This is a genomic window from Paenibacillus sp. JT31N7, from assembly GCF_059692095.1.
On record NZ_JCAUAT010000001.1, the window covers coordinates 2,020,964 to 2,044,284 of the forward strand.

The 23,321-nt window shown below is 58.7% G+C and carries 16 protein-coding genes and 1 riboswitch; of the genes, 1 reads left to right on the plus strand and 15 read right to left on the minus strand.

What is annotated here, in order from left to right; translation table 11 throughout:
• Window positions 1-64: 64 nt before the first annotated feature.
• The 15 genes from AC58P5_RS09115 to AC58P5_RS09185 form a co-directional block, all read right to left on the minus strand.
• Window positions 65-1,816 carry a glycosyltransferase family 4 protein gene (locus AC58P5_RS09115; RefSeq protein ID WP_497385827.1) on the minus strand — a complete coding sequence of 584 codons (1,752 nt, stop codon included), beginning with the start codon at window positions 1,814-1,816 and terminating at the stop codon, window positions 65-67.
• Between the two features lie 282 nt (window positions 1,817-2,098).
• Window positions 2,099-2,482 (minus strand): hypothetical protein, encoded by a 384-nt coding sequence (locus tag AC58P5_RS09120; RefSeq protein ID WP_497385828.1) that lies wholly within the window; start codon window positions 2,480-2,482, stop codon window positions 2,099-2,101.
• A 136-nt stretch (window positions 2,483-2,618) separates the two neighbouring features.
• Window positions 2,619-3,737: a CgeB family protein gene (locus tag AC58P5_RS09125; protein ID WP_497385829.1), complete on the minus strand. Its 1,119-nt coding sequence runs from the start codon at window positions 3,735-3,737 to the stop codon at window positions 2,619-2,621.
• Window positions 3,738-3,765: 28 nt separating this feature from the next.
• On the minus strand, window positions 3,766-4,878 hold the full coding sequence (locus tag AC58P5_RS09130; RefSeq protein WP_497385830.1) for a CgeB family protein: 1,113 nt from the start codon (window positions 4,876-4,878) through the stop codon (window positions 3,766-3,768).
• Entirely contained in the window at window positions 4,871-5,740 is an 870-nt protein-coding gene (rfbD, locus tag AC58P5_RS09135; RefSeq protein ID WP_497385831.1) for a dTDP-4-dehydrorhamnose reductase, read from the minus strand. The genes AC58P5_RS09130 and rfbD overlap by 8 nt, the downstream gene beginning before the upstream one ends.
• Complete coding sequence (gene rfbB / locus AC58P5_RS09140; RefSeq protein WP_497385832.1) at window positions 5,737-6,753, minus strand: dTDP-glucose 4,6-dehydratase; 1,017 nt, start codon at window positions 6,751-6,753, stop codon at window positions 5,737-5,739. Before rfbB ends, rfbD begins: the two co-directional genes overlap by 4 nt.
• Window positions 6,753-7,472: a sugar phosphate nucleotidyltransferase gene (locus AC58P5_RS09145; RefSeq protein ID WP_497385833.1), complete on the minus strand. Its 720-nt coding sequence runs from the start codon at window positions 7,470-7,472 to the stop codon at window positions 6,753-6,755. Before AC58P5_RS09145 ends, rfbB begins: the two co-directional genes overlap by 1 nt.
• A gap of 258 nt (window positions 7,473-7,730) precedes the next feature.
• Window positions 7,731-14,003 carry a WIAG-tail domain gene (locus AC58P5_RS09150; protein ID WP_497385834.1) on the minus strand — a complete coding sequence of 2,091 codons (6,273 nt, stop codon included), beginning with the start codon at window positions 14,001-14,003 and terminating at the stop codon, window positions 7,731-7,733.
• 122 nt (window positions 14,004-14,125) lie between these two features.
• Window positions 14,126-15,277, minus strand: a complete 1,152-nt coding sequence (locus AC58P5_RS09155; protein WP_497385835.1) for a glycosyltransferase family 4 protein — start codon at window positions 15,275-15,277, stop codon at window positions 14,126-14,128.
• Window positions 15,278-15,290: 13 nt separating this feature from the next.
• A complete protein-coding gene (locus tag AC58P5_RS09160) occupies window positions 15,291-15,626 on the minus strand; it encodes a L,D-transpeptidase (protein ID WP_497385836.1) in 336 nt (111 codons plus the stop codon).
• Window positions 15,627-16,004: 378 nt separating this feature from the next.
• Complete coding sequence (locus AC58P5_RS09165) at window positions 16,005-16,913, minus strand: carbohydrate ABC transporter permease (protein WP_497385837.1); 909 nt, start codon at window positions 16,911-16,913, stop codon at window positions 16,005-16,007.
• A gap of 29 nt (window positions 16,914-16,942) precedes the next feature.
• Window positions 16,943-17,833: a carbohydrate ABC transporter permease gene (locus AC58P5_RS09170; protein WP_497385838.1), complete on the minus strand. Its 891-nt coding sequence runs from the start codon at window positions 17,831-17,833 to the stop codon at window positions 16,943-16,945.
• Window positions 17,834-17,924: 91 nt separating this feature from the next.
• Window positions 17,925-19,244 carry an ABC transporter substrate-binding protein gene (locus tag AC58P5_RS09175; protein ID WP_497385839.1) on the minus strand — a complete coding sequence of 440 codons (1,320 nt, stop codon included), beginning with the start codon at window positions 19,242-19,244 and terminating at the stop codon, window positions 17,925-17,927.
• A gap of 93 nt (window positions 19,245-19,337) precedes the next feature.
• Window positions 19,338-20,165, minus strand: coding sequence for an HAD-IIA family hydrolase (locus AC58P5_RS09180; protein ID WP_497385840.1), 828 nt, complete (start codon window positions 20,163-20,165; stop codon window positions 19,338-19,340).
• A 574-nt stretch (window positions 20,166-20,739) separates the two neighbouring features.
• Entirely contained in the window at window positions 20,740-21,342 is a 603-nt protein-coding gene (locus AC58P5_RS09185; protein ID WP_497386053.1) for a glycerol-3-phosphate responsive antiterminator, read from the minus strand.
• Between the two features lie 204 nt (window positions 21,343-21,546).
• Window positions 21,547-21,736, plus strand: a riboswitch (Lysine riboswitch).
• Between the two features lie 119 nt (window positions 21,737-21,855).
• On the opposite strand from AC58P5_RS09185, the gene AC58P5_RS09190 reads away from it, so the two are divergent.
• Window positions 21,856-23,310: an amino acid permease gene (locus AC58P5_RS09190; RefSeq protein WP_497385841.1), complete on the plus strand. Its 1,455-nt coding sequence runs from the start codon at window positions 21,856-21,858 to the stop codon at window positions 23,308-23,310.
• The last annotated feature ends 11 nt before the right edge of the window (window positions 23,311-23,321 follow it).

The window sequence follows — 23,321 nt, forward strand, 5'->3', positions numbered from 1 at the left end:
TTCCTTCCGTGATAGGCTGATTACCTTCTGTCCTTGCTACGCCAACCGGCTGCGGACGGGGCTGTCAGGCCGCAGCCCGCGATCTCTTGCGGCGGGCTAGCTTGGCGCCGGGGCGCCCTTTCCGCACCGCACGCGTGCCCTTGCGGCGGGCCGGCTTGGCGCCGGGGCGCCTTTTCCGCGCCGCACGCGTGCCCTTGCGGCGGGCCGGCTTGGCGCCGGGGCGCCTTTTCCGCGCCGCACGCGTGCCCTTGCGGCGAGCTAGCTTGGCGCCGGAGCGCCTTTTCCGCGCCGCATGCGTGCCCTTGCGGCGGGCCAGTTTGGCGCCGGGGCGCCTCTTCCGCGCCGCACGCGCGCTTTTGCGGCGGGCAGGCTTGGCGCCGGTCCGGGGCGGCGGAGGCGCTGCGGCTTCGTCCGGGAAGCTCAAGCCCGTGCCGATAGGCCGGGAAGCCACGAGCGCCTCCGGAACCCGCACCGCACCCGCCCCGAGCCGCTTCCGCTGCGCTTCGGTCATCGGGTAACGGATGCCGTCCCGCAGCAGGTAGAGGCCCTGCTGCTCGCTCCTGGCGATAACCAGGGGACCCGGCACACTGCCGAGAACGGGCGGGACCGGCGGCAGCGGATTGTTTTGACGGGCCGCCAGCCTGTTTTCCACTCTCGCCAGAAGCTGCTCTTGTCTGGACCGGTAAGCTTCGATGCCGAAGGCGTTCCGGACTGCGGAGAGGTTCCTTTCCCCGGTTTGCATCCGCAGAAGTGGGTCCTCGATCAGCTCTCTCATCCGTGCCGCGAGGGTCGGGGTATCTCCTTTCGGCACAAGAAAACGGGCGTTCCCCGTATGCGCAAGAATTTCCCGCAGTCCGCCGGAATCGAAAGCGATCACCGGCTTGCCGAACATCATGCCTTCCAGTGCGGTCATACCGAAGCCCTCTTCCGTCAAGCTCGGAACGACGACGAAATCCATGGCCGTGTAGAGTGGGGCCACTTGTTTTTCAAACGCGGTCCAATGAAATCTTCCGCCATACCCCGATCGGACCGTCAAATCACGGCACTGCCGGTAAAAAACGGCGTCCGTCGGTTTGCCCGCAATCAGGTAACGAACGTGAGGATAAGCGGGACAAAGCTCCAGCGCGGCCCCGATAAAGTGATCCAATCCCTTGAGCGGATAAATGTCCGAAGCGATATAGCCTGCCAGCACTTCGCCGCTGCCGATGCCGAATCCGGCTCTGCGCTGCTCACGCAGCCCGCTCCAGTCACCATCCGTTGTTTCCGCATGCCAGGACGGATACATCACGATTTGCGATTCCGCTTCCCTGACGCCGAAAGGGGCTAAAGTCGCTTCCGAGATGCCCGCTACCAGATCCGCATGCCGGTGGATAAATTCCGCCGAAACCGGCGTGAAAGCCGTGTCCGTCATTTTTTCCGTAATCATCCAGAGCACCGGAATCCCGAGAGCCTTAGCCGCCACAGGGGGCAGCACGTTGACACATGTATTAGAGATGACCAGATCAGGCCCATATTGACTGAGCACGCGCAGCAGTTCCACCAAAGCTCTCGGCTCCCTGGCCGGCAGCCTATCCAGTTGTCCCGTAAGACCGGCATCCGGGGTGTACACCTCCCACACGAGCGGGAACGGTACAACCAGGGTATAAATACCGGCCGCCCGCGCCGCCCGGGAAAGAACACCTTCGCCCGGTACGACCAGGATGCAGTCATGCCGTTCTTTCAGTTCCCGGGCCATGAAAAGCAGCAGCTTCTCGGCTCCGGTTATATGCTGCCCGGAGCACAAATGCGAGAACAGCATGATCCTTCGTGCATTCATCGGATACATACCTGCGGATTAGGTATGGTGTTCACCTCCTTATGTGTGTGGGTAGTACAATATATTAGCGGGACATTCTACACGGCACGACAGTTGAACCCGTAGCATTCGTACAATTTGGAAAAACACCGGACGTTTTCATGAAAAATCGGTCTTCCTCATCCCGGAGTGCCACGGTAGACATCCCGCGCATACGGGAAACGGAGCAGCTTGACAAATTCCGGCCGCAAAAAAAAAGGACTTCCCATATGGAAGTCCCTGGCGGGTATCCGCACCGGAACGTTATCCGACCGGCGCCGCCGCTTCCAGAATATGCTCCCCGTCGACGACGCCCCGAGAGAAGCCGGCCTGGAAGCCGGAATCGTACCCTTCGTTAAATGCCTGGTTATAGGCGGCATCGGCCGCGGTTCTGCGTCTCACGGAAACGGGCAGGCGGCGTTTTTTCCTCAGGCCTCTCCTCCGGGCGGCTTTCGCGCCTTTCTTCTTGCCGCCGGTTCCCTTCCGGGAAGCAGCTCCAGCTCTCCTGCTTTTCACGCTTCCCGTCCCGGACACTTTTTTTAGCCGGGCCTTTCGTTTTACCGGCGGTTCCGATGAAGCTGCGGCGGCCCGTCGGGCCTTCCGCACTTTTTTTACCGATGCCGATTTGGCTCCTGTCTTCTTGTTCATGGTAGCTCTCGTCCCTTCCCCCGCAAGTGGTACGGGCAGGCGGCGGCCGCGCCTACGCGCTTCATTCACTATATGCCGCTGCCGTCCCCGCCGCTTTCCGCACGCGCCTATTACCGGCAAGGAGTCACTGGAAGAATCATCCGAATACGACCCGGAACAAGTTCGTCAGCCGGTTCGTAAACGTATGCTCCCTCATCGTCCTGCTCAGTCCGCGCAGGGCAATTTCCCTGCGTTCTTCTTCATGGGTCAGGTAATATACCAGCTTATCGCGGAGCTCCTCCGCCGATCCGTAGGTCACGATTTCCGTACCGGGCTCGTAAAAACGGGACAGATCGTTCCGGATATCCGTCAGTTGAAGCACACCGCAGGCCGAGATTTCGAACGTGCGCGGGTTGGGAGACACGGCTTGGATTCCGCGGCTGTTGTTGTTAAACTGTTCATCATCGTAGGCCCGGTGCAGATTGATAACGATTTTCGAGCCGTTGTAGTAATCGGCCGTTTCTTCGGGGCCCATCCATTTGTTGAGATTGATTCTCCCCGACAGTTTGGAATAGGCGGCGAGCCGGTCCCACCATAAGCCCGTAAAATGAACGTCGTGTCTGAGCAGTGTGGGCGTCAAGGAATTGAAAATCTGGATCCGGTTCCAGTACCCCGATCCGACGAAACATGCGCCTCTGTTGTTCCCTGCGGCAACGGCTTTGGGACGATACACGGAAGGATCCACGGCAAGGGGCAGATAGTGAACGTTCGGACATCCGCTTTCGGTATAAAAGCTGACACAGTTCAGCTCTATCGTGAACACGTAGTCGAAAGACAGCGCCAGATTCAGCGTCACGTCCGTATAATACGGATCGTCCAGCAGCCAGACGGCCGTTTTGATTCCCCAGTTGCGGATCAGCTCCAGCTGGTCCATGGGCAGCATCATCGCATCGAGCACCAGTACAAAGTCGGGCATTTCCCGGGCCGCCGTCAAAGCCAAGTCATGGGTGGGCTGGGCAAAGACGAGTTCCCGCACCATCGGCCGGATGGTTTCGATAATCCCCGTATCCAGAGGGGAATACGGAAGCCCCTTCCCGGATGTTACATAGAGCACTTTTTTATCCCAAAAAGCCGTGGGCGCAAGAGAAGTCCGGTTCATAATCGATTCGCACCGGCCCAGCCGGTAACCGGCTTCATTGCCCAAGGTGTACCCGTTCTGCCAGCCTTCCGCTTGTTTTGCCGCAAGAGACCGGCTTCTTTTGGACAGAGCAGCCATCTGCCCCACCTCCTTCTGCAAATTCCGTCTAGCCGAAAACGATTTGAAGCAGTTGGCTAAGCCTTGCTTCGAAGCTGTGGCTTGCGCGCGTCCTCATCATTCCCCGGACGGCAATCTCTCTTCTTCGTTCCTCATTCTGAAGATAATACAGCAGCTTGCCTGCGCAGTCTTCCGGCGACTGGAACGTCTCTATTTCCGCACCCGGAGCATAAAATTCCGCGAGATCCCCCCGCAGGTCCGTTAATTGAAACGCGCCGCAGGCCGAAATTTCATAGGTGCGCGGATTGATCGAGCCCGCCGGCAGCCCGATTTTATTTTTACTGTATACGGGATCGAGGGGAGCCCGGTGCAGGTTTAATACGATTTTGGCGCCGTTATAAAACTTCGCGGCCTCGTCCATCGGCTTCCATCCCAGGTGAATACCGGCGCGCAGCTGCTTGTAATGCTTCAGCCGGTCCCAGAGCGCTCCGATCAGCACGACTTTTCTGCCCGCCAGCGCGGGAGCCAGGGCATCGATAAAATCAATGCGGTTCGGAAAGGCGTTCCCGATAAAACACACATCGCTGAGATAGGACGGTTCCACCGGCCGCGGGTAATAAATATGGCCGGCCGCGGCCAGAGGGAGATGGAACACGCGCTCGCAGCCCAGCGACCGGTAATAAGCGACCGCGTTGCGCTCATGGGTAAAAATGTAGTCGTAATGAGGCACAATCGCCGGCGTCAGATCCATAAAATACGGGTCATCCGCGAACCAGATAGCCGTCGGGATACCGAGCTGCCGGACTCCGTCCGCCTGGGCCAGATGATCCTCCGGAAATACATGGAGTCCGTTCAGTACCAGCATCAAATCCGGCCTGGAGGCGGCGGCCGTCTGCAGCATATGCTCCGGCCCGCACACGATAAGCTCCCGCGTCAGGCTTGCCAGCCCCCGCTGGATTCCCGCATCAATCGCTTCGAATCCCTGCAGGACAAACATGACCCGCTTCTCGAAAAAGGCGAAGGCCGGGGCGGGAAGCCGGTTCAGAACCGCCTGGCAGCCGCCGTAGCGGCGGCCCTGCTCCCAGCCCCGGATGTAGCCTTCGCTCCTGGCTTTCTCCGTCTGTTTCCCGGGATGGCGGCCGCGTGTAACCCGTTCACCCATGGCTGGCTTCTCTCCCGTCCGTCAGGTCCGTCAGCAGAAAGTGACGGAGTGCTTCCTCCCATGGCCGGAGCGGCTTGACGCCGATCGCGCCGGCAGCCGTATCGGCCAGTGCCGAGTGTACCGGTCTTGCCGCCGGGAGAGGAAACATGTCGGCCTTGGCGCGCCGAAGCTTCACGCCATCCATGCCGAGTACCCGGATAATCTCGCGGGCGAATTCGTACCGGGTGCAGACGCCTCCGTTCGAACCGTGATAAGTCCCGTATTCCTCCGTTTCAATGAGCGAACCGATAAATACGGCCAGATCGTAGCTGTAGGTCGGCGACCCGAATACATCGTCAACCAGGCTCAGTTCAACTCCCTTTCTGGCCTTCTCCAAGATTTTGGCGACGAAATTGTTGCCTCCGCGGCCGTAAAGCCAGGAAGTCCGGACGATAAAATGGCGCTCGCAGAGCATCGACGCGAATTTTTCCCCATGCAGCTTGGAAGTGCCGTAAACACTGAGGGGATTCGGTTTATCCCGCTCAATGTAAGGGGCGCCTTTGCAGCCGTCAAATACGTAATCCGTACTGACGTAGACGAACTTGGCCCCGATGCGCGCCGCCGCCTCCGCCATATGCCAGGTGCCTGCGGAATTCACACGGTAGGCCCGGTCGATCTCGCGTTCCGCGCCGTCCACATCCGTGTAGGCCGCCGCATGGATAATAATCTCGGGCTGTTCCCGGAATACGGCCGCGTCCACGGCCGCCCCGTCCCCCACATCCAGCTCGTGCCTGGTCAATGCGGCAAGCTTATGCCGCGGGTACAGTACCCGGATAAGATCGCTCCCGAGCTGCCCGCCCGCTCCGGTGATCAGTATTTTCATACGGAACCGCCTCCTTTCAAGAGATGATGGCCCCGGTATTCCCCGCTTAAAATCCGCTCCCACCAGATCCGGTTCCGGACATACCAGTCAACTGTGGAGCGGAGTCCTTCCTCAAATGTATAAGCAGGCTTCCAGCCCAGTTCACCGGTCAGCTTGGAAGCATCGATCGCGTATCTTCTGTCGTGACCCGGCCGGTCCGCAGCGAAGGAGATGAGGGTATCAGGCTTGCCGAGCATGTTCAGAACGGTACGGGCGACTTCCAGGTTCGTGCGTTCGCTGCCGCCCCCGACGTTGTAAACTTCACCCGGCCTGCCGGATTCGAGCACGGCGGCGATAGCCGCACAGTGATCTCCGACATGAAGCCAGTCGCGTACATGCTCCCCGTCTCCATAGAGAGGCAGCGGCAAATCCCGCAGCGCCCGGATGACGAGAGTCGGGATCAGTTTTTCCGGAAACTGCATCGGCCCGTAATTGTTGGAGCAGCGTGTGACGGTTACCGGATATCCGTAAGTTTCGTGATAAGCCCGAGCCAGCAGATCCGAGCCCGCTTTAGACGCCGAATAGGGACTGTTGGGCGCAAGAGGAGTCTTTTCGGTAAAGGCGCCGGAAGTCCCGAGTGTCCCGTATACCTCGTCCGTGGAGACATGGACAAACTTCGGGACACCCCCACGGCGCGCGGCTTCCAGCAGGTTCTGGGTCCCCAGCACGTTCGTCCGCACGAAAGCCTCGGGTTCCCGGATACTGCGGTCCACGTGAGACTCGGCGGCGAAATGAACGACAGCATCTAGGGAGGTTCCGCCCATCAGCCGCTCAAGAAACGGGGCATCCGCGATATCACCGCGAATAAACCGGTAACGAGACGAATCCTGAAGATCCGTCAGATTATACGGGTTGCCCGCATACGTAAGCAGGTCTAGATTAATCAACATGTCCTGCGGATGACGGTTATGCCAGAACCGGATAAAATTACTTCCGATAAACCCCATGCCGCCTGTTACGAGGAGAACGGCCATTACCCTTCCTCCTTCCACATGTGGCGGATCGCTTCATACAGGGACTCGTGGGTTCCCGCATCCACCCACCAATTTTCCAGTATCTTGTAGGCAAGCCGTCCTTTGAGAGCGTACGCATTGTTCACATCCGTAATTTCCAGCTCTCCCCGCTTAGAGGGACGGCAGGTTTTCAGAATATCGAATACCTCGGCGTCATAGAAATAAATCCCCGTCACACTGTAAGAGGATTTCGGCCCTGCCGGTTTTTCATCGATATGGACAATCCTTCCGTCCGTCAAAACAGGCACCCCGTAACGTTCGGGGTCCGGAACTTCTTTCAGCAGCACCATGGCTCCTTCAGACTGGTTTTCGAAATCGCGAAGAAACGGCTTCAAAGAATCCTGAAAAAGATTATCCCCGAGCAGCATCACGAATTTCTCATCCCGCCCGATAAAACGCTCCGCGAGGCCAAGCGCTTCGGCAATCCCCCCGGCCTGCTCCTGGACCGCGTACGTAATGGAAACATCCCACTGCGAGCCGCTCCCCAAATAGTCCATATACAGACCGGCGGACTGCTTGCCCGTGACCAGTAAAATTTCTTTCACGCCCGCTTCCTTCAGCTTCGTGACGGAATAATGAATCATCGGATATTTCCCGACAGGCAGAAGATGCTTATTCATTAAGTTCGTCAGGGGACGCAGTCTGCTTCCTGTTCCACCCGCCAGTATAACTCCTTTCACCAGGCACACCCCTTTCCCGCATGCTTTCCAGAGAAAAAAGAAAGCCGCTGCCAAACTTAACGGTTTAATTTCCAGTTCATTCCTGAAGGCCATCTGGTAAATCATATGCTTTTCCCCATTCCGAGAATAAGGACTCCCAACCAGTCCGCTCAAAATTGGCTTTTATACGGGGCTATTTATCCCCGTGTAAAAAGAAAAAACCTTCCCGTTAAAGGAAGGTTTTCAATGAATATTTTAAAAAAAGCTCCGCCTCCCGAATCAGCCTTTGGAACCGACCGCAATCCAGTTTAAAACGACGTCGAACGTGAGCCCCGGCTGTGTCCGGACAATCGAGAGGACGGCCGTCTTCACCGTTTTCTGTTTGCATACCGCATAGCAGGCCGGATGGCTTCCAGTCGCCACAAGCACGTAAGAAGCATTCGCAAAAGGCTCCTCGAAGGAAATCCCGATTTCCAGCACGTCGTCCTGCTCCTGGAAACTGAAGGCCGCCAGACCGAACTGCTGAAGAACGGCCTTTTTACCCGAGGGAGCCTGCACCGGCCGGAAGGCCAGTTTGCTCTCTTCTACGGCCTCAGCCGCCAGATGCTCGGCATGCACCGATTCCGGGGCCAGCTTCGCTTCTGTTACGGAACCTTCCGCCAGATGGATCGGCTGGACCGCGCCTGCGGAAATTTTGCTGAAAGTAATGCTTCCGTCGGCCAGATGTCCGTTCTCGACGGATTCGCTCCGGAGATGCTCCGCCCCGACGGAACCCGAAGCGATTTTGTCTTCCGTGACAGAACCGTTTGCGAGATGCTCCGTGTCCACGGCACCGGCTTGCAAATGCACACTTCCTACGGCCGATGGCGCCAGTTTAGCGGAAGAAACCGCTTCGTCCGCAAGCTTTTCACCGGTCACCGCCCTGTTTGCGATAAGGAGAGACAGAACCGAGGAAGCCTGCAAATGCTGGCTCGCCACAGATCCCATCGCCAGGTGATCTTCCGTGATGCTCACCGGAGCCAAGCGGGCACCGCGTTGATCGGCAAGCTCCCGGTTCGAAAGCGCGTCCGGATGAAGGTGCGCCAGCGTGATAGATCCCGGTTGGACGTGTTCGCCGGTTACGGCTCCTACCGCCAGCGCCTCGTTCGTCACCGATCCGATCGCCAGTGCTTCGCTCGTTACCGATCCTGCCGCTAGTGCTTCGCTCGTTACCGATCCTGCCGCTAGTGCTTCGCTCGTTACCGATCCTGCCGCTAGTGCTTCGCTCGTTACCGATCCTACAGCCAGTGCTTCGCCGGTTACGGCTCCTACCGCCAGTGCTTCGCTCGTCACCGCGCCTTCCGCAAGTGCCTCACTCGTCACTGAGCCGTTCGCCAGCGCCTCGCTCGTTACCGATCCTGCCGCCAGTGCTTCGCTCGTCACCGCGCCTTCCGCAAGTGCCTCGCTCGTCACTGAGCCGCTCCCCAGCGCCTCGTTCGTCACCGATCCGTTCGCCAGTGCTTCGCTCGTTACCGATCCTGCCGCCAGCGCTTCGCTCGTTACCGATCCTGCCGCCAGCGCTTCGCTCGTCACCGATCCTGCCGCCAGCGCTTCGCTCGTCACCGCGCCTTCCGCAAGTGCCTCGCTCGTCACTGAGCCGTTCGCCAGCGCCTCGCTCGTCACCGATCCGCTCGCTAGCGCTTTACTCGTCACCGATCCGTACGCCAGCGCTTTACTCGTCACCGATCCGCTCCCCAGCGCTTTGCTCGTCACCGATCCGTACGCCAGCGCTTCAATCGTCACGGCGCCGCTCGCCAGTGCTTCACTCGTCACCGCTCTTACCGCCAGTGCTTCGCTCGTCACCGCGCCTTCCGCAAGTGCCTCGCTCGTCACCGATCCGTTCGCCAGTGCTTCGCTCGTTACCGCGCCTTCGGCCAGCGCTTCGCTCGTTACGGCTCCTGCCGCTAGCGCTTCGCTCGTCACCGACCCTACCGCCAGCGCTTCGCTCGTCACTGATCCTGCCCCCAGCGCCTCACTCGTCACCGATCCTGCCGCCAGCGCCTCACTCGTTACCGATCCGTTCGCCAGTGCTTCGCTCGTCACCGATCCGTTCGCCAGCGCTTCGCTCGTTACCGATCCGTTCGCCAGTGCCTCGCTCGTTACCGATCCGTTCGCCAGCGCTTCGCTCGTCACCGATCCTGCCCCCAGCGCCTCGCTCGTTACCGATCCGTTCGCCAGCGCTTCGCTCGTCACCGATCCTGCCCCCAGCGCCTCGCTCGTTACCGATCCGTTCGCCAGCGCCTCGCTCGTCACTGATCCGTACGCCAGCGCCTCGCTCGTCACCGATCCGTTCGCCAGCGCTTCACTCGTCACGGCTCCGCTCGCCAGTGCTTCACTGGTCACCGCACCGCTCGCAAGCGCCTCGCTCGTCACCGATCCTGCCCCCAGCGCTTCGCTCGTCACCGATCCGTTCGCCAGTGCTTCGCTCGTTACCGATCCCGCGGCCAGCGCCTCACTCGTCACCGTTCCATACGCCAGTGCTTCGCTCGTTACCGATCCGTACGCCAGTGCTTCACTCGTTACCGATCCCGCGGCCAGCGCTTCGTTCGTCACGGCTCCGTACGACAGCGCCTCGCTCGTCACCGATCCTGCCGCCAGTGCTTCGCTCGTTACCGATCCGTACGCCAGTGCTTCACTCGTTACCGATCCCGCGGCCAGCGCTTCGTTCGTCACGGCTCCGTATGCCAGTGCTTCACTCGTTACCGATCCCGCGGCCAGCGCTTCGTTCGTCACGGCTCCGTACGACAGCGCCTCGCTCGTTACCGATCCGCTCGCCAGCGCTTCGCTCGTTACGGCTCCTGCCGCCAGCGCTTCACTCGTTACCGATCCGTTCGCCAGCGCCTCGCTCGTCACCGACCCTGCCGCCAGCGCTTCACTCGTCACCGTGCCTTCCGCCAGCGCCTCACTGGTCACTGCGCCGCTCGCCAGTGCCTCGCTTGTCACCGAGCCGCTCGCCAGCGCTTTGCTCGTCACCGATCCGTACGCCAGTGCTTTACTCGTTACCGATCCGCTCCCCAGCGCTTTACTCGTTACCGATCCGTACGCCAGCGTTTCATTCGTCACCGCGCCACTCGCCAGTGCTTCGCTCGTCACCGCGCCTGCCGCCAATGCTTCGCTTGTCACGGCGCCTTCCGCCAGTGCTCTGCTCGTCACCGATTCGTACGCCAGTGCTTCGCTCGTCACCGAGCCGTACGCCAGCGCTTCGCTCGTCACCGCGCCGTTCGCCAGCGCCTCGCTCGTCACCGCGCCTTTCGCCAGCGCCTCGCTCGTCACCGCGCCGCTCACCAGCGCTTCGCTCGTCACCGCGCCTTTCGCCAGCGCTTCGCTCGTCACCGAGCCGTACGCCAGCGCTTCACTCGTCACCGCGCCGTTCGCCAACGCTTCGCTCGTCACCGCTCCGTTCGCCAGCGCTTCACTTGTCACGGCTCCGTTCGCCAGCGCTTCGCTCGTCACCGCTCTGCTCGCCAGTACTTCGCTCGTCACCGCTCCGTTCGCCAGTGCTTCACTCGTCACGGCTCTGCTCGCCAGTGCTTCACTCGTCACCGCTCCGTTCGCCAATGCTTCGCTCGTCACCGCTCCGTTCGCCAGTGCTTCGCTCGTCACGGCACCTTCCGCCAGCGCTTCGCTCGTCACGGCGCCTTCCGCCAGCGCTTCGTTCGTTACCGCCCTGTACGCCAGCGCTTCGCTCGTCACCGATCCGTACGCCAGCGCTTCGCTCGTCACCGCGCCTTCGGCCAGCGCTTCGCTCGTCACCGCGCCTTCGGCCAGCGCTTCGCTCGTCACCGCTCCGTACGCCAGCTCCTCACTCGTCACCGCGCCTGCCGCTAGCGCTTCGCTTGTCACCGCGCCTTCCGCCAGCGACTCGCTCGTCACCGCTCCGTACGCCAGCGCTTCACTTGTCACAGCGCCTTCTCCCAGCGCCCCACTCGTCACGGCGCCTTCTGCCAGGGCCTTGCTCGTCACGGCTCCGCTCGCCAGCGCTTTGCTCGTTACGGCGTCTTCCGCGAGTGCTTCGCTCGTCACTGACCCGTTCGCGAGCGCATCCCTTGTCACGGCTCCGCTCGCCAGCGCATCCCTCGTCACGGCACCTTCCGCGAGCACCTCGCTCGTTACGGCGCCTTCCGTCAGCGTTTGGCTCGTTACCGAGCCTGCCGCTAACGCTTTGCTTGTCACCGATCCTGCCGCCAGCGCTTTGCTTGTCACGGCGCCTTCCGCCAGCGCTTTGCTTGTCACCGAGTCCGCCGCCAACTTCTCGCCCGTCACCGAACCTGCCGCCAGAACCTCCCTCGTCACCGCCCCACTCGCTAGCGCTTCGCTCGTCACCGAGCCTGCCGCCAGCGCCTTGCTCGTCACGGCTCCGTTCGCCAGTGCTTTGCTCGTCACGGCACCTTCCGCCAGTGTTTCACTGGTCACAGCACCCTCCGACAATGCTTCGCCCTTCACGGCTCCGCTCGCCAACGCCTCGCTCGTCACCACACCTTTGGCCAAATGCTGCTGCTTAACAGAGCCTCCCGCCAGATGACGCCCTTCTACAGCGCTGGAGGCAAGATGGATGCCGCTGACCGAGCCTTCCTTCAAGTGACTTCCGTTAACGCCCTGCTCGGATATTTTAGCCGCCGTAATCGCGTTGTTCGCAATATGAACGGATTGAATGCTGAACGGCTGGATATGCTCGCTTTCAACGGATCCGCGGGCAAGCTTTTTACCCGTCACACTGCTGTCATTCAGTTTCGCCGTGCTCACGGCGTAATCCGTCAGTTTATCCGTCGAGACCGATTCTGTCGCAAGTTTCGATGTCGTGACAGCCTGATTCGCCAAGTGAGAAGTCAAAACCGCACTTTCCTCGATATGCCGGCTTTCGACAGCTCTCCGCCCGATTTTTCCTGATTTTACCGCTCCGTTCTCAATCAGGTCCTCTGTAATCTGAGACCCGCCGATATGACTGGAACGAATTTCTCCTTCCGCGATATGAACCGAGAGAACGGAACCGTCCGCCAAGTGTTCGGGACGAATTGTTTTTCTCGCAAGCTCTCGGGAGCCTACCGCTTCTTCCGCCAATTGGGCGGAATCGACTACGCCGGGAGTCAGCTTTTCCCGTGTGACGGAACCCGGTTTCAAATGCTCGCTCCCGATCACTCCGTTTCCGATATGTTGGTCCCCCACCGAACCTTTCGCCAAGTGAATGGCGTTCACCGCACCGGCGGAAATTTTGTCGCCCGTTATCGTTCCGGGCACTAAGTGAGATGCCGCAATGCTGGCCGGCGCTATTTTTTCCCCGGTTACCGCTTCATGCCGCAGCTTCTCGGTAGTAATCGCATCTTCGGCAAGCTTCGCCGAATTAATGACATAGTTGCCCAGATGGCGGGACTGAACGGCACCGCTTTTGATTTTATCAGAAGTCACGGCCTGATCTTCAAGCAGTTCAGGGGTGATACTGGCTTCCGCCAAATGATGAGACTGGATCGAATAAGGGGCGAACTTGGCGGCATCGATCGTCCCGTCCGCAAGTTTTTCCACCGTGACGCTTTTGTCCGCGATCTTATCGCTGGTGATCGTGCGGATCTGGATATGATCGCCGTTCACGATGCCATAAGCCAAATGCTCGCGGAGCACGGCACCGGGAGCGAGTTTCTCGCTGGTCACACTGCCGTCGGCCAGTTTCGAGCGCTCAACCGAAAAATCCTGGAGAGAGCGTGTGCCGATACTATTCGGCTTCATTTTCGACTCGTCGATAGCGCGGCTGGCGATTTTCTCGCCCGTAACGGCGGCTTCCACAATATCGTCGGTATACACGACGCCCTCGCTGCCGCGTTCTTCTTTGCGCTCGGACAAAAGCAGCAGCGGCGAACCGTTCCTGCCGGTTTTCACGATTTCCGGCTCGGCTTGGCGGTTTGAATCGCCGGCATCCTCCGAAGCTTCCGGGGCTTTCGAAGCTGCTTGAACTTCCGATGCTGCCGGAGGCGCCGGAACTTTCGGTGCTGTCGGGACCGCTGAAGCTTCCGGTACTTCCGGAACTTCTACCTCTTCCGTAGCATCGGAATCCTCGGCTGTTTCATCGTCGCTCCCTTCGCTCACCCACCGGTCTTGAACCGCATCCTGCAGCAGCAAAGCTTCATCGAAATCCTCAGACATTTCTTCCCCGGCAAAAATATCCTCCTCGGGCAGAAGCTCGGCGGCTACCGACTTGATCTCGCTTTTTTCCCGAACGGCAGACGCGTTTTCCTTCGCAAGTTTCCCGTCCGGTTCCGTCTGCTTTCCTCCCCCGGATACTCCTTCGGCTTTTGCCCTGAGGAGACCTTGAGGCTTAGACTTCTCCACTGCCCCTTTTTTGGGCTCCCCCGAGGGATCGGCTTTACGGACCGCTTCGGCTTCCGCTTTGGATACGGCGGCATCGGTACGCTCTTTCTTCTTCTTCGGCTCCTCATCCAGCCAGCGCAATTCATTCATGCTCGCGTTGTATTTACTGGGGGCCGGACGCTGCGCGCCTCCCGCCGGGTTTTTCTTTTTTTTCATTCCCATCTCCCTTTCCGGTTCTTCTCCCTCCTGTATCCTATGCAGCGTCCCGCTCCGGTGTTTATGCCTATTTATGAAAAAAAAGGGCGCGGACACGGTCCGGCCCCGATCATTTATTTTTTTCAGGGCAGCAGGCCGTAAAAAGCGCGCTGTCTCTCCGCCATCTTCTCCCACGTGTAAAGCTCCGCCACCCGGTCCAGGCAGCGCTGACCCATCTGCCGCCTCAGTTCGTCGTCGGCAAGAAGCCGGGAGATCGCCTGCGCAAGCTCCGCTTCCACCGACTGGAGCGGCACCAGAAGCCCCGTCGCTTCATGGAGGACAATCTCGGGAATTCCTCCGACACGCGTAGCGACAACCGGGATTCCCGAGGACATAGCCTCCACGTTGACGAGGCCGAACGCTTCGATCCGCATGGAAGGAACGGCGACGACATCGGCCAGCCGGAACCAGGCCGGGATCGAATCGTGCGATACGTAAGGAATGAAGCGGATGTGGTCCGGATACCGGGCCGCCAGTCTCTTCAGCTTCCTGACGTAAGCGGTCTGTCTCGTGCTGCCGTACCCCGCGCCGCCGATGACGAGCAGCACCGCATCCGGGTGAGCCGCAAACACGGCGGGCATCGCGTGCAGAAGCTGCTCGACGCCCTTCATCGGCATAAGACGTCCGGCGTACACAACAACTTTGCGTCCAGAAAGCCCCAGAGACGCCAGCATTTCCTGACGGGCCTCCTCGTGAAACATCCGGGGAGCGAAAATGGCCGGGTCCGCTCCGAGCGGATTCACCACAACCTTGTGCGCGACGGAGGGAGCCCGACGGATGACCTCCCTGCGCAAATAGTCGCTGTTGACGAAAATAAGGTCGGCGCAGCGGAGACATTCGGCGGCCTCTTTGCGCCCGATATGAGGCTTCGATATGAAAGTGATCGAATGCAGACCGAGACAAATCTTGGCCCGTTTCATCCGCTTCCGCAAATAACGGACGAACCGGGGCCGATTCTCTACCTGGATGAGATCGGGATTCATCGGTTTCAGCTTATGGTAAACGGCCTCGATGTACGGAAGGCCGCTTTTGTAGCTCGGCCGTACATACGTGACCCCTCCGATCTGCTCTCTTGCCGGCCTCCGTCTCGTTCTTCTTCCCAATACAGTGACTTGCGCCGCCTCGCTGAGCCGGTCCGCCAGCCGCTCCACCACATGCTCGACCGAACTGCTGGTTCCGGAAGGAACGGGGAACGATCCCGGCGACACAATGGCGATGGATGAGATGTTCATCATTCACCTTCCTCTCTTATGGGTGAATCCGCACAACGGTACCGATCGGAACGAGCCTGGACAGCGCAAGCACATCCTTGTTTTGCATTCTTATGCAGCCGTGGGAGGAACGCTTGCCGATTGAGGACGGGTCGTTGGTTCCGTGAATGCCGTAATGTTTCTTGGACAACCCCATCCAGAAAACCCCGAAAGGTCCGCCGGGGTTCGGCGCCTTGTTGACGATGGTGAACGTGCCCGACGGTGTACTCGTTCCCACTTTGCCTACACCCACCGGGTAAGTCTTCACGACTTTGCCGTCGTTATATAACGTCAGGAGAAATGTCGAGGTGTTGATATCTATGCGGTATGCCATGTGATGACCTCCTTAGGTATTGCGCCAAGCCTGCAGACCTGTTACAAAAAGCTCCCTTCTATAAGATATGACGGCCGGACTCGCCTTGGTTGGGTTAAATGACAATAGAAAAACACCCGCAGCCGATCCGCCGTCAAGTACAAGACATCGCAAATCGGGGTACGGGTATTTTGCATCTGCATAAAGTCCGACACACTAAGTTTTATTTATTTTGTACAGGGAAGCCGCACCATCCGTTACGCTAAGCTGAACGTATAGAATACCAAATTGACAAAAAGGGCCGCTATTGGGTCAGCGGCCCTTTTTTATGGGTGATCCTACCGGCATGCCGGTGAAACGGATGTGTTCCTTGCCGATGCCGTTCCCTCGTACATGTTGTTATTTGATGCCGGACTGCATAAAGCTGTTCATAAACTGGCGCTGGAACAACAGGAAGCCGGCCAGAAGAGGCGCAATCACGATCAGCGTCGCCGCGCTCACCTCGGCCCACTGGGCGCCGGTTTCGAACGACTGGGCGAAAATAGCCAGACCGACCGTAAGGGGACGGTTTTCTACCGAGTTCGTCACGATAAGCGGCCAGAGGAAATTGTTCCAGTGATAGCTGACCGATACGAGGGCAAAGGCCACGTAAGACGGCCGGGCAAGCGGCACATAGATGCGCCACAGGATCTGCCATTTCGTGCAGCCCTCCATCACGGCGGCTTCATCCAGCTCGGGAGGAATCGTCTTGAACATCTGCCTCAGTAGAAAAATACCGAAAGCCGAAGCGAAATAAGGGAGCATGATCCCCAGCTTCGTATCGAGCAGGCTCAGCTCTTTGAGCACGTTATAGTTTGGGAAGACGAGCACGTCGGCCGGAATCATGATCTGCACGAGAAACAGCATGAAGACAAATTCCTTACCTTTGAAATTCAGACGGGCGAACGCGAAGGCCGCCATCGTAACGGTAAGCAGCTGGACGACCAGAATGCCTCCGGTAATCAGCAGCGTGTTGCCGTAGTACAGCCCGAACGGAGCGGCCGACCAGACATGCCGGAAATGCTCCAGAGTAAAATCCCACGACAGCGTGGGATTGATCACGGAATCCTTGGGCCGGAATGCGGTCCACAGCATCCAGACCAGAGGTACGATCCAGACGAGCGCGACGAGAAACATAAGCGCATTCAGCCAGAAATCTAGGGTCAGCGGCCCTTGTGCAAACAGCCTGCGTCTGGCGGTTGCGGGCTTTGCCGTCCCGCCCCGGCGCGAAGCTTCGGGTGCCGCTGGCCCGGCGGTTGTGGAAGTCATGAGTTCCACCCTCCTTTTTTAGCGCGAAATTAACGGTAATGAATGTTCTTGTCCAGTCCGAAATACTGGAGTGCCGCAAGCGCCATCAGCAGAACGATCATCACCATCGTCAAAGCCGAGGCCATCCCCTGATCCCAGAAGCTGAAAGCCGTATCGTAAATATAGAAAAGAAGAAGGTTACTTGCGTTGTCGGGACCGCCCTTAGTCATGATGAACAGGTGATCGACCAGCTTGAACGAATTCGTCAAAGCCACGATCATGACAAACAACGTCGTCGGCATAAGCAGCGGAAACGTAATTTTACGAAAAACGGTCCAGCGTCCGACCCCGTCCATTTCGGCGGATTCGTACAAGTCCTTCGGAATATTCTGCAGGCCGGCGAGATAAAAAATCATCAGGTATCCCGCTTCTTTCCAGACGATCATCGCAATCATTGCCCACATGACCGTATCCTGGCTTCCCAGAATGTTGACCGCCTGGGATTGTCCCAGCCAGCCCATCGCTCTGCTGAGCAGCCCGTACTGCGGCGTATAAATGAACAGCCACACGTTGGCGATGGCGATCATCGGAATCATGTTCGGATAAAAGAAAGCCGTGCGGACGAATCCTTTCGCCCGAAGCGCTTTATTGGCGAACGCCGCCATGACCAGCGCGAGCGCGATGGCCGTCGGCACCGTACCCAGCGCAAACCAGACGTTGTTGCGGAGTACTTTCCAGAAGACGGCATCTTCCGCCATGTGCTTGTAATTGTCGAGACCCGCGAAAATCGGCTGCGGCGTAGCCAGATCAGCCTGATAGAAGCTTAAGATCAGCGTCTTGAGCATCGGATAAAACGTAAAAAGAATAAGAAACACCAGCGACGGCAGCAGAAGCAGCCACGCAAACCCGTTTTCTTTCCAAACCGCGACTTTCCCGGTCATTGTCTTCCCTCCCTGCGGTTTCCGGCCGGTTGAATAAAGAATCGGCAGAGCCAAAGGAGACCCTGCCGACCGCATTTCTACTCCGGCCCGCTTACTTGTTGAACGGCGCCAGCGCCTTGTCCGCTTCTTCCTGAGCTTTTTTCAGCGCAGCTGCCGGTTCCGCCGCACCGGTAAGCACCGCCTGGAGCTGATCGCTCAGCGCCTTGGACACTTTGCCGTTGTTGTGCGTGGACAGCTCGGCTGCCGCATACTGGAGCTGGTCGCGGGCGACAAGCGCCGGCGGGAACTCCGCTACGTACTTTTTCATCACGTCGGTTTCATAAGCGGACTTGCGTACACCTACGTAGCCGGTCTCGATACTCCATTTGGCCGCACGCTCCGGCTCCGTCATAAACTTGACGAACTTCCAGGCCGCTTCCTGCTTTTTCTTGTCGATGTCTTTGAAAATGTAGAAGTTGCCGCCGCCCGTCGGGCTTCCGTACGATTTCTTCTGCGGCAGGAACGACACGCCGAAATCGAACTTCGCGTTCTTCTTCACATTCGTCAGGTTGCCTGTCGTGTGGTACATCATCGCGGTTTTACCGGCGATAAAGTCGGAAGGCACCGTCGCCCACTCCGTTACGCCTTCCGGCATAATTTTGTCCTTGCGGGCCATGTCGGACCAGAATTGAAGCCCTTCGGCATTTTCTTTTGTATCGAAAAAGACTTTCTTTCCGTCTTCGCTCATCAGGTTCTTGCCGTTTTGCAGGGCGAACGTCTGCATCATCCAGTAAGCGAAACCGGATACCGGAATTTCAAGTCCCCAGCGGCCTTCTTTTTTCAGTTTCTTGCCGTATTCGGCCATCTCTTCCCATGTTGTCGGCGGTTTGTTGGGATCAAGACCCGCTTCCTTGAACATGTCCTTGTTGTAGTAAAGGACAATCGTACTGCGCTGGAACGGGATGCTGTACGTTTTGCCGCCCGTCTGGGAGTTGGCCAGGAAAGCCGGGTAGAAATCCGACAGCCAGTTCTTGTCTTCCTTGGCGATAAACTCGTCCAGCGGAATGATCGCATTCATGTCCAGCAGGCTGTACAGCTCCGTCGACAGGTTAACCGCTACGTCCGGAGGCGTTTTACCTTGAACACCCGCCTGGGTTTTCACTGTCGTATCCGCGTAGCTTCCGGTGTACACCGGCTTCACGGTGATGTCCGGGTTTTCTTTGGTGAATTCGGCCGCCATCGCTTCGATCGTTGCCGTCAGAGGGCCGCCTACGGCGATCGGGTAGTAGAACGTCAGCTCGGTTTTCTCTTTGGCCTTATCCGTTCCCGCCCCCGGGGTGCTTGCGCTCGTTTCCGCTTGAGGCTTGGCGCAGCCCGCCATCAAACTTGCCGTAAGCAGTGTCAACACACTCATTTTCGCGATTGTCCGCATTGGATAGTCTCCCCCAAATAAAATGATTTCGGTTTTTGCAGTTCGCCGTGCTTGTCCCCAATGTAACACTCCATTTCCACCGCTGCGTTAACGTTATGTAATGGGGGTGTTAAATATTTCTTCTCCGGAAGGCTTAGTGAACGCCTCCAGTGTCGGTACGATCCAGTCCGGCATGACCGTCCCCGCTCTCACCTCCTCCAAAGTCGCCGCGCCCGTCAGCACGAGCGCGGTGCGCATGCCGCTGGCAAGGCCCAGCCGGATGTCCGTCTCCAGACGGTCGCCGACCATGACGCACCGGTCCGCCGTCTTGCCGGTCCGGCGGAGGGCCACCCGCGCGTAGTACGGCGACGGCTTGCCCGCGACTACCGACGCGCGGACGCCCGACGCCGCCTCGATCGCGGCGGTCATCGCCCCGGTGTCGGGCAGCTCGTCGCCTTCCACCGGGCAGAACGTGTCCGGGTTGCAGGCGATGAGCTCCGCCCCGGACCGCAGCGCCCTGGACGCGGCATGAAGCTTCGCATAGTCGAAGCGCCGGTCCATGCCGACGACCACGTGCGTCGCCTCCCGGGGCGTCCGCACGACGCGGATGTTCTGTGCGTCCAGCTCCGCGATCAGCGCTTCCTCGCCGACGGCGAGCACCCGGGCCTGCGGGGCTTGTTCCGCCAAGTAGGCTGCGGCAGCCGCCGCTGCGGTTACGACCTGCTCGTCGCGGACGGCAAGGCCCAGCCCCCGCAGACGGCGGCCGCAGTCCGCGGCCGTCTGCGTCGTCGTGTTGGTCAGGAAGCCGACCGTCTTGCCGGCTTCCTCCAGCAAGCGGAGCAGCTCCGCCGCTCCGGGAAGAAGACGTCCTCCGAGGAAGATCGTCCCGTCGAGATCAAAAAAATAAGCTTCTGCATCGTTCCATTCTGTCAGGCCCCGCAAGCGTTTTGCCTCCTTGAACACATCGCCGGCCGGGAAGAAGACAACCCAAAAAACCCTTTATCCAATACGCACCGGGTACAGGAAACAATCGCACAAACGGTCTCCGTTGATAGCGGGACTTCCGTCGTGCCATGCCCTGCGGCGAATATTGCATAAAGGGTTTTCTCCTCATCTCAACCCTTGCCGATTCAGTTGTTTCTCTCTTTGCTTCTACTTTATTCCTCAAGTGTTAGCGCTGTATGAACGCGATTTTAAAGATTTGTAAAGAAAAAAGGTACACCGCGTGCGCCGCCTTAAAACAAAGATCCGGACGGCATAGGACTCTTCTCTTCGCCGTATGCTCATCGACAGGCATGCACGCGTCGGGTACACCGTCATGGCTAGGCTCCCAGCGCGCGGTGCTTGGCATCCCATGACGGCGGGCAACCATATTGCCGCGTCAACCGTCCTGCGTCGCCACACCGCGCATCGAGAGCCGTGGCGATGTGAAAGCTCCTTCCGCGTAAGGCGGCAGCCACGAGTTCCTTGGTTCTCCCGCCCTGATTCGTGGTCGAATCCGAACGGACGCGCCCTTTTAACGGACAACCGCAGCATCCGTGCGCGGACGCTTCGCTTCCTTCACCCACAGAGCCCGGCTGCCCATGGAAACCGCCGCAGCCCCCGCCTGTAAAGCCGTTTCAATCTCTTCATGGTGGTGGATCAACCCTCCCGCTATGACCGGCACGGACAGCCTTTCGCTGACTTCCGTAATGACGCGCGGAATCAGCCCCGGCATTATCTCCACGGCGTCGGGCCCGCTCTGCTGGACGTTGGCGATGCCGTTCTCCAAGGCCGCCGAATCGATGAGGAACAAGCGCTGAACGGCCGCCAGGCCATTCTTTTTCGCATGCTTGATCAGATGCGTTTTCGTGGAAATAATACCCGTCGGCCTGACCTTCTCGGCCAAATATTTAATAATGATGGGATCGCTTCCGAGCCCGGCTATAAAATCAACGTGCAAGAACACCTTTTTGCCGCTGTCGAGCACCTGCTTCACATAATCCTGAACGGTGAACAAATCACCGACCAGCAGAAAAACAACCGGCAGATCGCTTGCGCACGCCAGTTTCAAATCCTCCGAATGCCGGACGGCCGCGATGATGCGTCTCGGTCCCAGATTGCCGATTCCTTTATCCATAGTCACCCTTCTTTCTTCCGTCCCCTTAATCGTAGCCGCACCCTGTTTCCCCAGTATTAACGCCGTGTTTTTCCCCTGTAAAATCAGCCGTAATTTTTTTGTATCCGTTACCAGTTTCTCCTATTGCTACTATTCCTCTTTTTCTCTATACTGAACGATGTAGCATTTTTACAAGAACTTAATAGTACGTTCCTCATCCATTTTCGATGAGGTAGAGGTTGCGGGTGCTAGGAGTATTCCGGGGGAGACGGTAGAGACGTCAGAGAATCCGGGAGAAAGGAGCAGCCGCCGAAATTCGGGCCGTTTCTCTTGCGTCCGGATTGGGTCCGTTCCCGAATAGGGGCGGAACTGTCACTACTGCCCTTCCAAGCAGCGGTGTTGCGCTATCTTCATGGAAAAGGCGAGATAGAAGCAGCAGCCGCGAAAACTCCTTTTCGGGGCTCTTTGTGTTTTCCTTTATTAACCCGCGGTTAGCGCAGCAGGCAAGACAAATTATTGACAGAGGTGTTCCTTATGAAACAACCGAACTCCGGTTCCGAGACCACGGAACTTAAGCGCGGCCTGAAAGCCAGACATTTAACCATGATTTCGCTTGGCGGTTCCATCGGGACCGGACTCTTCCTGGCCAGCGGCGGAGCCATTCATTCCGCAGGTCCCGGCGGCGCTTTAATCGCTTACGCGGCCATCGGTATCATGGTTTACTTTCTCATGACCAGCCTCGGGGAGCTGTCGGCCTACATGCCGGTATCCGGCTCCTTCTCCACTTACGCTTCCCGGTTCGTCGATCCGGCGCTCGGATTCGCGCTCGGCTGGAACTACTGGTTCAACTGGGCCATTACGATTGCCGCCGAACTTTCCGCGGCCACGCTTATTATGAAATTCTGGCTGCCCGACAGTCCCTCCATTCTATGGAGTCTGCTGTTCCTGGTGCTGATGTTCTCCCTGAATTACATGTCTGTCCGCGGCTACGGGGAGTCCGAATACTGGTTTGCCCTTATTAAAATCGTGACCGTCATCGTATTCATCATCGTCGGGATTCTGATGATATTCGGCATTATCGGCGGCGAGTCCGTCGGGTTCAGCAACTTTACGCTGGGAGACGCTCCCGTCAGCGGAGGATTTATGGCCGTGCTCGGCGTGTTTATGGCCGCCGGCTTCTCCTTCCAGGGGACAGAGCTTGTCGGCGTGGCGGCCGGGGAAAGCGAAAACCCGCGGGAGAACGTGCCCAAAGCGATCCGCACCATTTTCTGGCGCATCCTGCTGTTCTATATTTTCGCCATCTTCATCATCGGCCTGCTCATTCCCTACACGAGCGATAACCTGATCAGCGGCGACGTCGAAAATATCGCGATCAGCCCGTTCACGCTCGTGTTCGAGAAAGCCGGCCTGGCGTTTGCCGCCTCCGTCATGAATGCCGTCATCCTGACGTCCGTCCTGTCCGCCGGCAACTCCGGCATGTACGCATCCACGCGGATGATCTGGACGCTTGCCCGCGAAGGCAAAGCGCCGCGCTTCCTCGGCAAGCTCGACAAGCGCGGCGTGCCGGTGGTCGCGCTGATCGCGACGGCAGCCGTGGGCATGTTCGCTTTCCTCGCCTCCATGTTCGGCGACGGGGTCGTGTACATCTGGCTGCTCAATGCCTCCGGCATGTGCGGGTTCATCGCCTGGCTCGGCATCGCCGTCAGCCACTACCGCTTCAGACGCGCTTACAAAGCGCAGGGCCGGGACCTGCGCGATCTGCCGTACCTGGCGAAATGGTTCCCGTTCGGCCCCATTTTCGCCCTGATCGTCTGTATCGTCGTGATCCTCGGCCAGAACTACTCCGCCATCTCGGAAAGCGGCGTCGACTGGGCGGGTCTGACCGCCTCCTACATCGGAATTCCGCTGTTCCTGATCGTCTGGATCGTTTATAAAGTCAAGAAGAAAACGAAGGTGCTCCGCCTCGAAGAATGCCGTTTCGACGATTAAACTTTGATGCG

What these genes read in the sequence shown, in the direction of transcription:
- AC58P5_RS09130 (WP_497385830.1), bottom strand. Translation starts at nt 4,878, where the DNA reads ATGGGTGAACGGGTTACACGCGGCCGCCATCCCGGGAAACAGACGGAG.
- rfbB (WP_497385832.1), bottom strand. Translation starts at nt 6,753, where the DNA reads ATGGCCGTTCTCCTCGTAACAGGCGGCATGGGGTTTATCGGAAGTAAT.
- AC58P5_RS09165 (WP_497385837.1), bottom strand. Translation starts at nt 16,913, where the DNA reads ATGACTTCCACAACCGCCGGGCCAGCGGCACCCGAAGCTTCGCGCCGG.
- AC58P5_RS09175 (WP_497385839.1), bottom strand. Translation starts at nt 19,244, where the DNA reads ATGCGGACAATCGCGAAAATGAGTGTGTTGACACTGCTTACGGCAAGT.
- rfbD (WP_497385831.1), bottom strand. Translation starts at nt 5,740, where the DNA reads ATGAAAATACTGATCACCGGAGCGGGCGGGCAGCTCGGGAGCGATCTT.
- AC58P5_RS09125 (WP_497385829.1), bottom strand. Translation starts at nt 3,737, where the DNA reads ATGGCTGCTCTGTCCAAAAGAAGCCGGTCTCTTGCGGCAAAACAAGCG.
- AC58P5_RS09115 (WP_497385827.1), bottom strand. Translation starts at nt 1,816, where the DNA reads ATGAATGCACGAAGGATCATGCTGTTCTCGCATTTGTGCTCCGGGCAG.
- AC58P5_RS09160 (WP_497385836.1), bottom strand. Translation starts at nt 15,626, where the DNA reads ATGGCATACCGCATAGATATCAACACCTCGACATTTCTCCTGACGTTA.
- AC58P5_RS09150 (WP_497385834.1), bottom strand. Translation starts at nt 14,003, where the DNA reads ATGAAAAAAAAGAAAAACCCGGCGGGAGGCGCGCAGCGTCCGGCCCCC.
- AC58P5_RS09155 (WP_497385835.1), bottom strand. Translation starts at nt 15,277, where the DNA reads ATGATGAACATCTCATCCATCGCCATTGTGTCGCCGGGATCGTTCCCC.
- AC58P5_RS09170 (WP_497385838.1), bottom strand. Translation starts at nt 17,833, where the DNA reads ATGACCGGGAAAGTCGCGGTTTGGAAAGAAAACGGGTTTGCGTGGCTG.
- AC58P5_RS09185 (WP_497386053.1), bottom strand. Translation starts at nt 21,342, where the DNA reads ATGGATAAAGGAATCGGCAATCTGGGACCGAGACGCATCATCGCGGCC.
- AC58P5_RS09120 (WP_497385828.1), bottom strand. Translation starts at nt 2,482, where the DNA reads ATGAACAAGAAGACAGGAGCCAAATCGGCATCGGTAAAAAAAGTGCGG.
- AC58P5_RS09190 (WP_497385841.1), top strand. Translation starts at nt 21,856, where the DNA reads ATGAAACAACCGAACTCCGGTTCCGAGACCACGGAACTTAAGCGCGGC.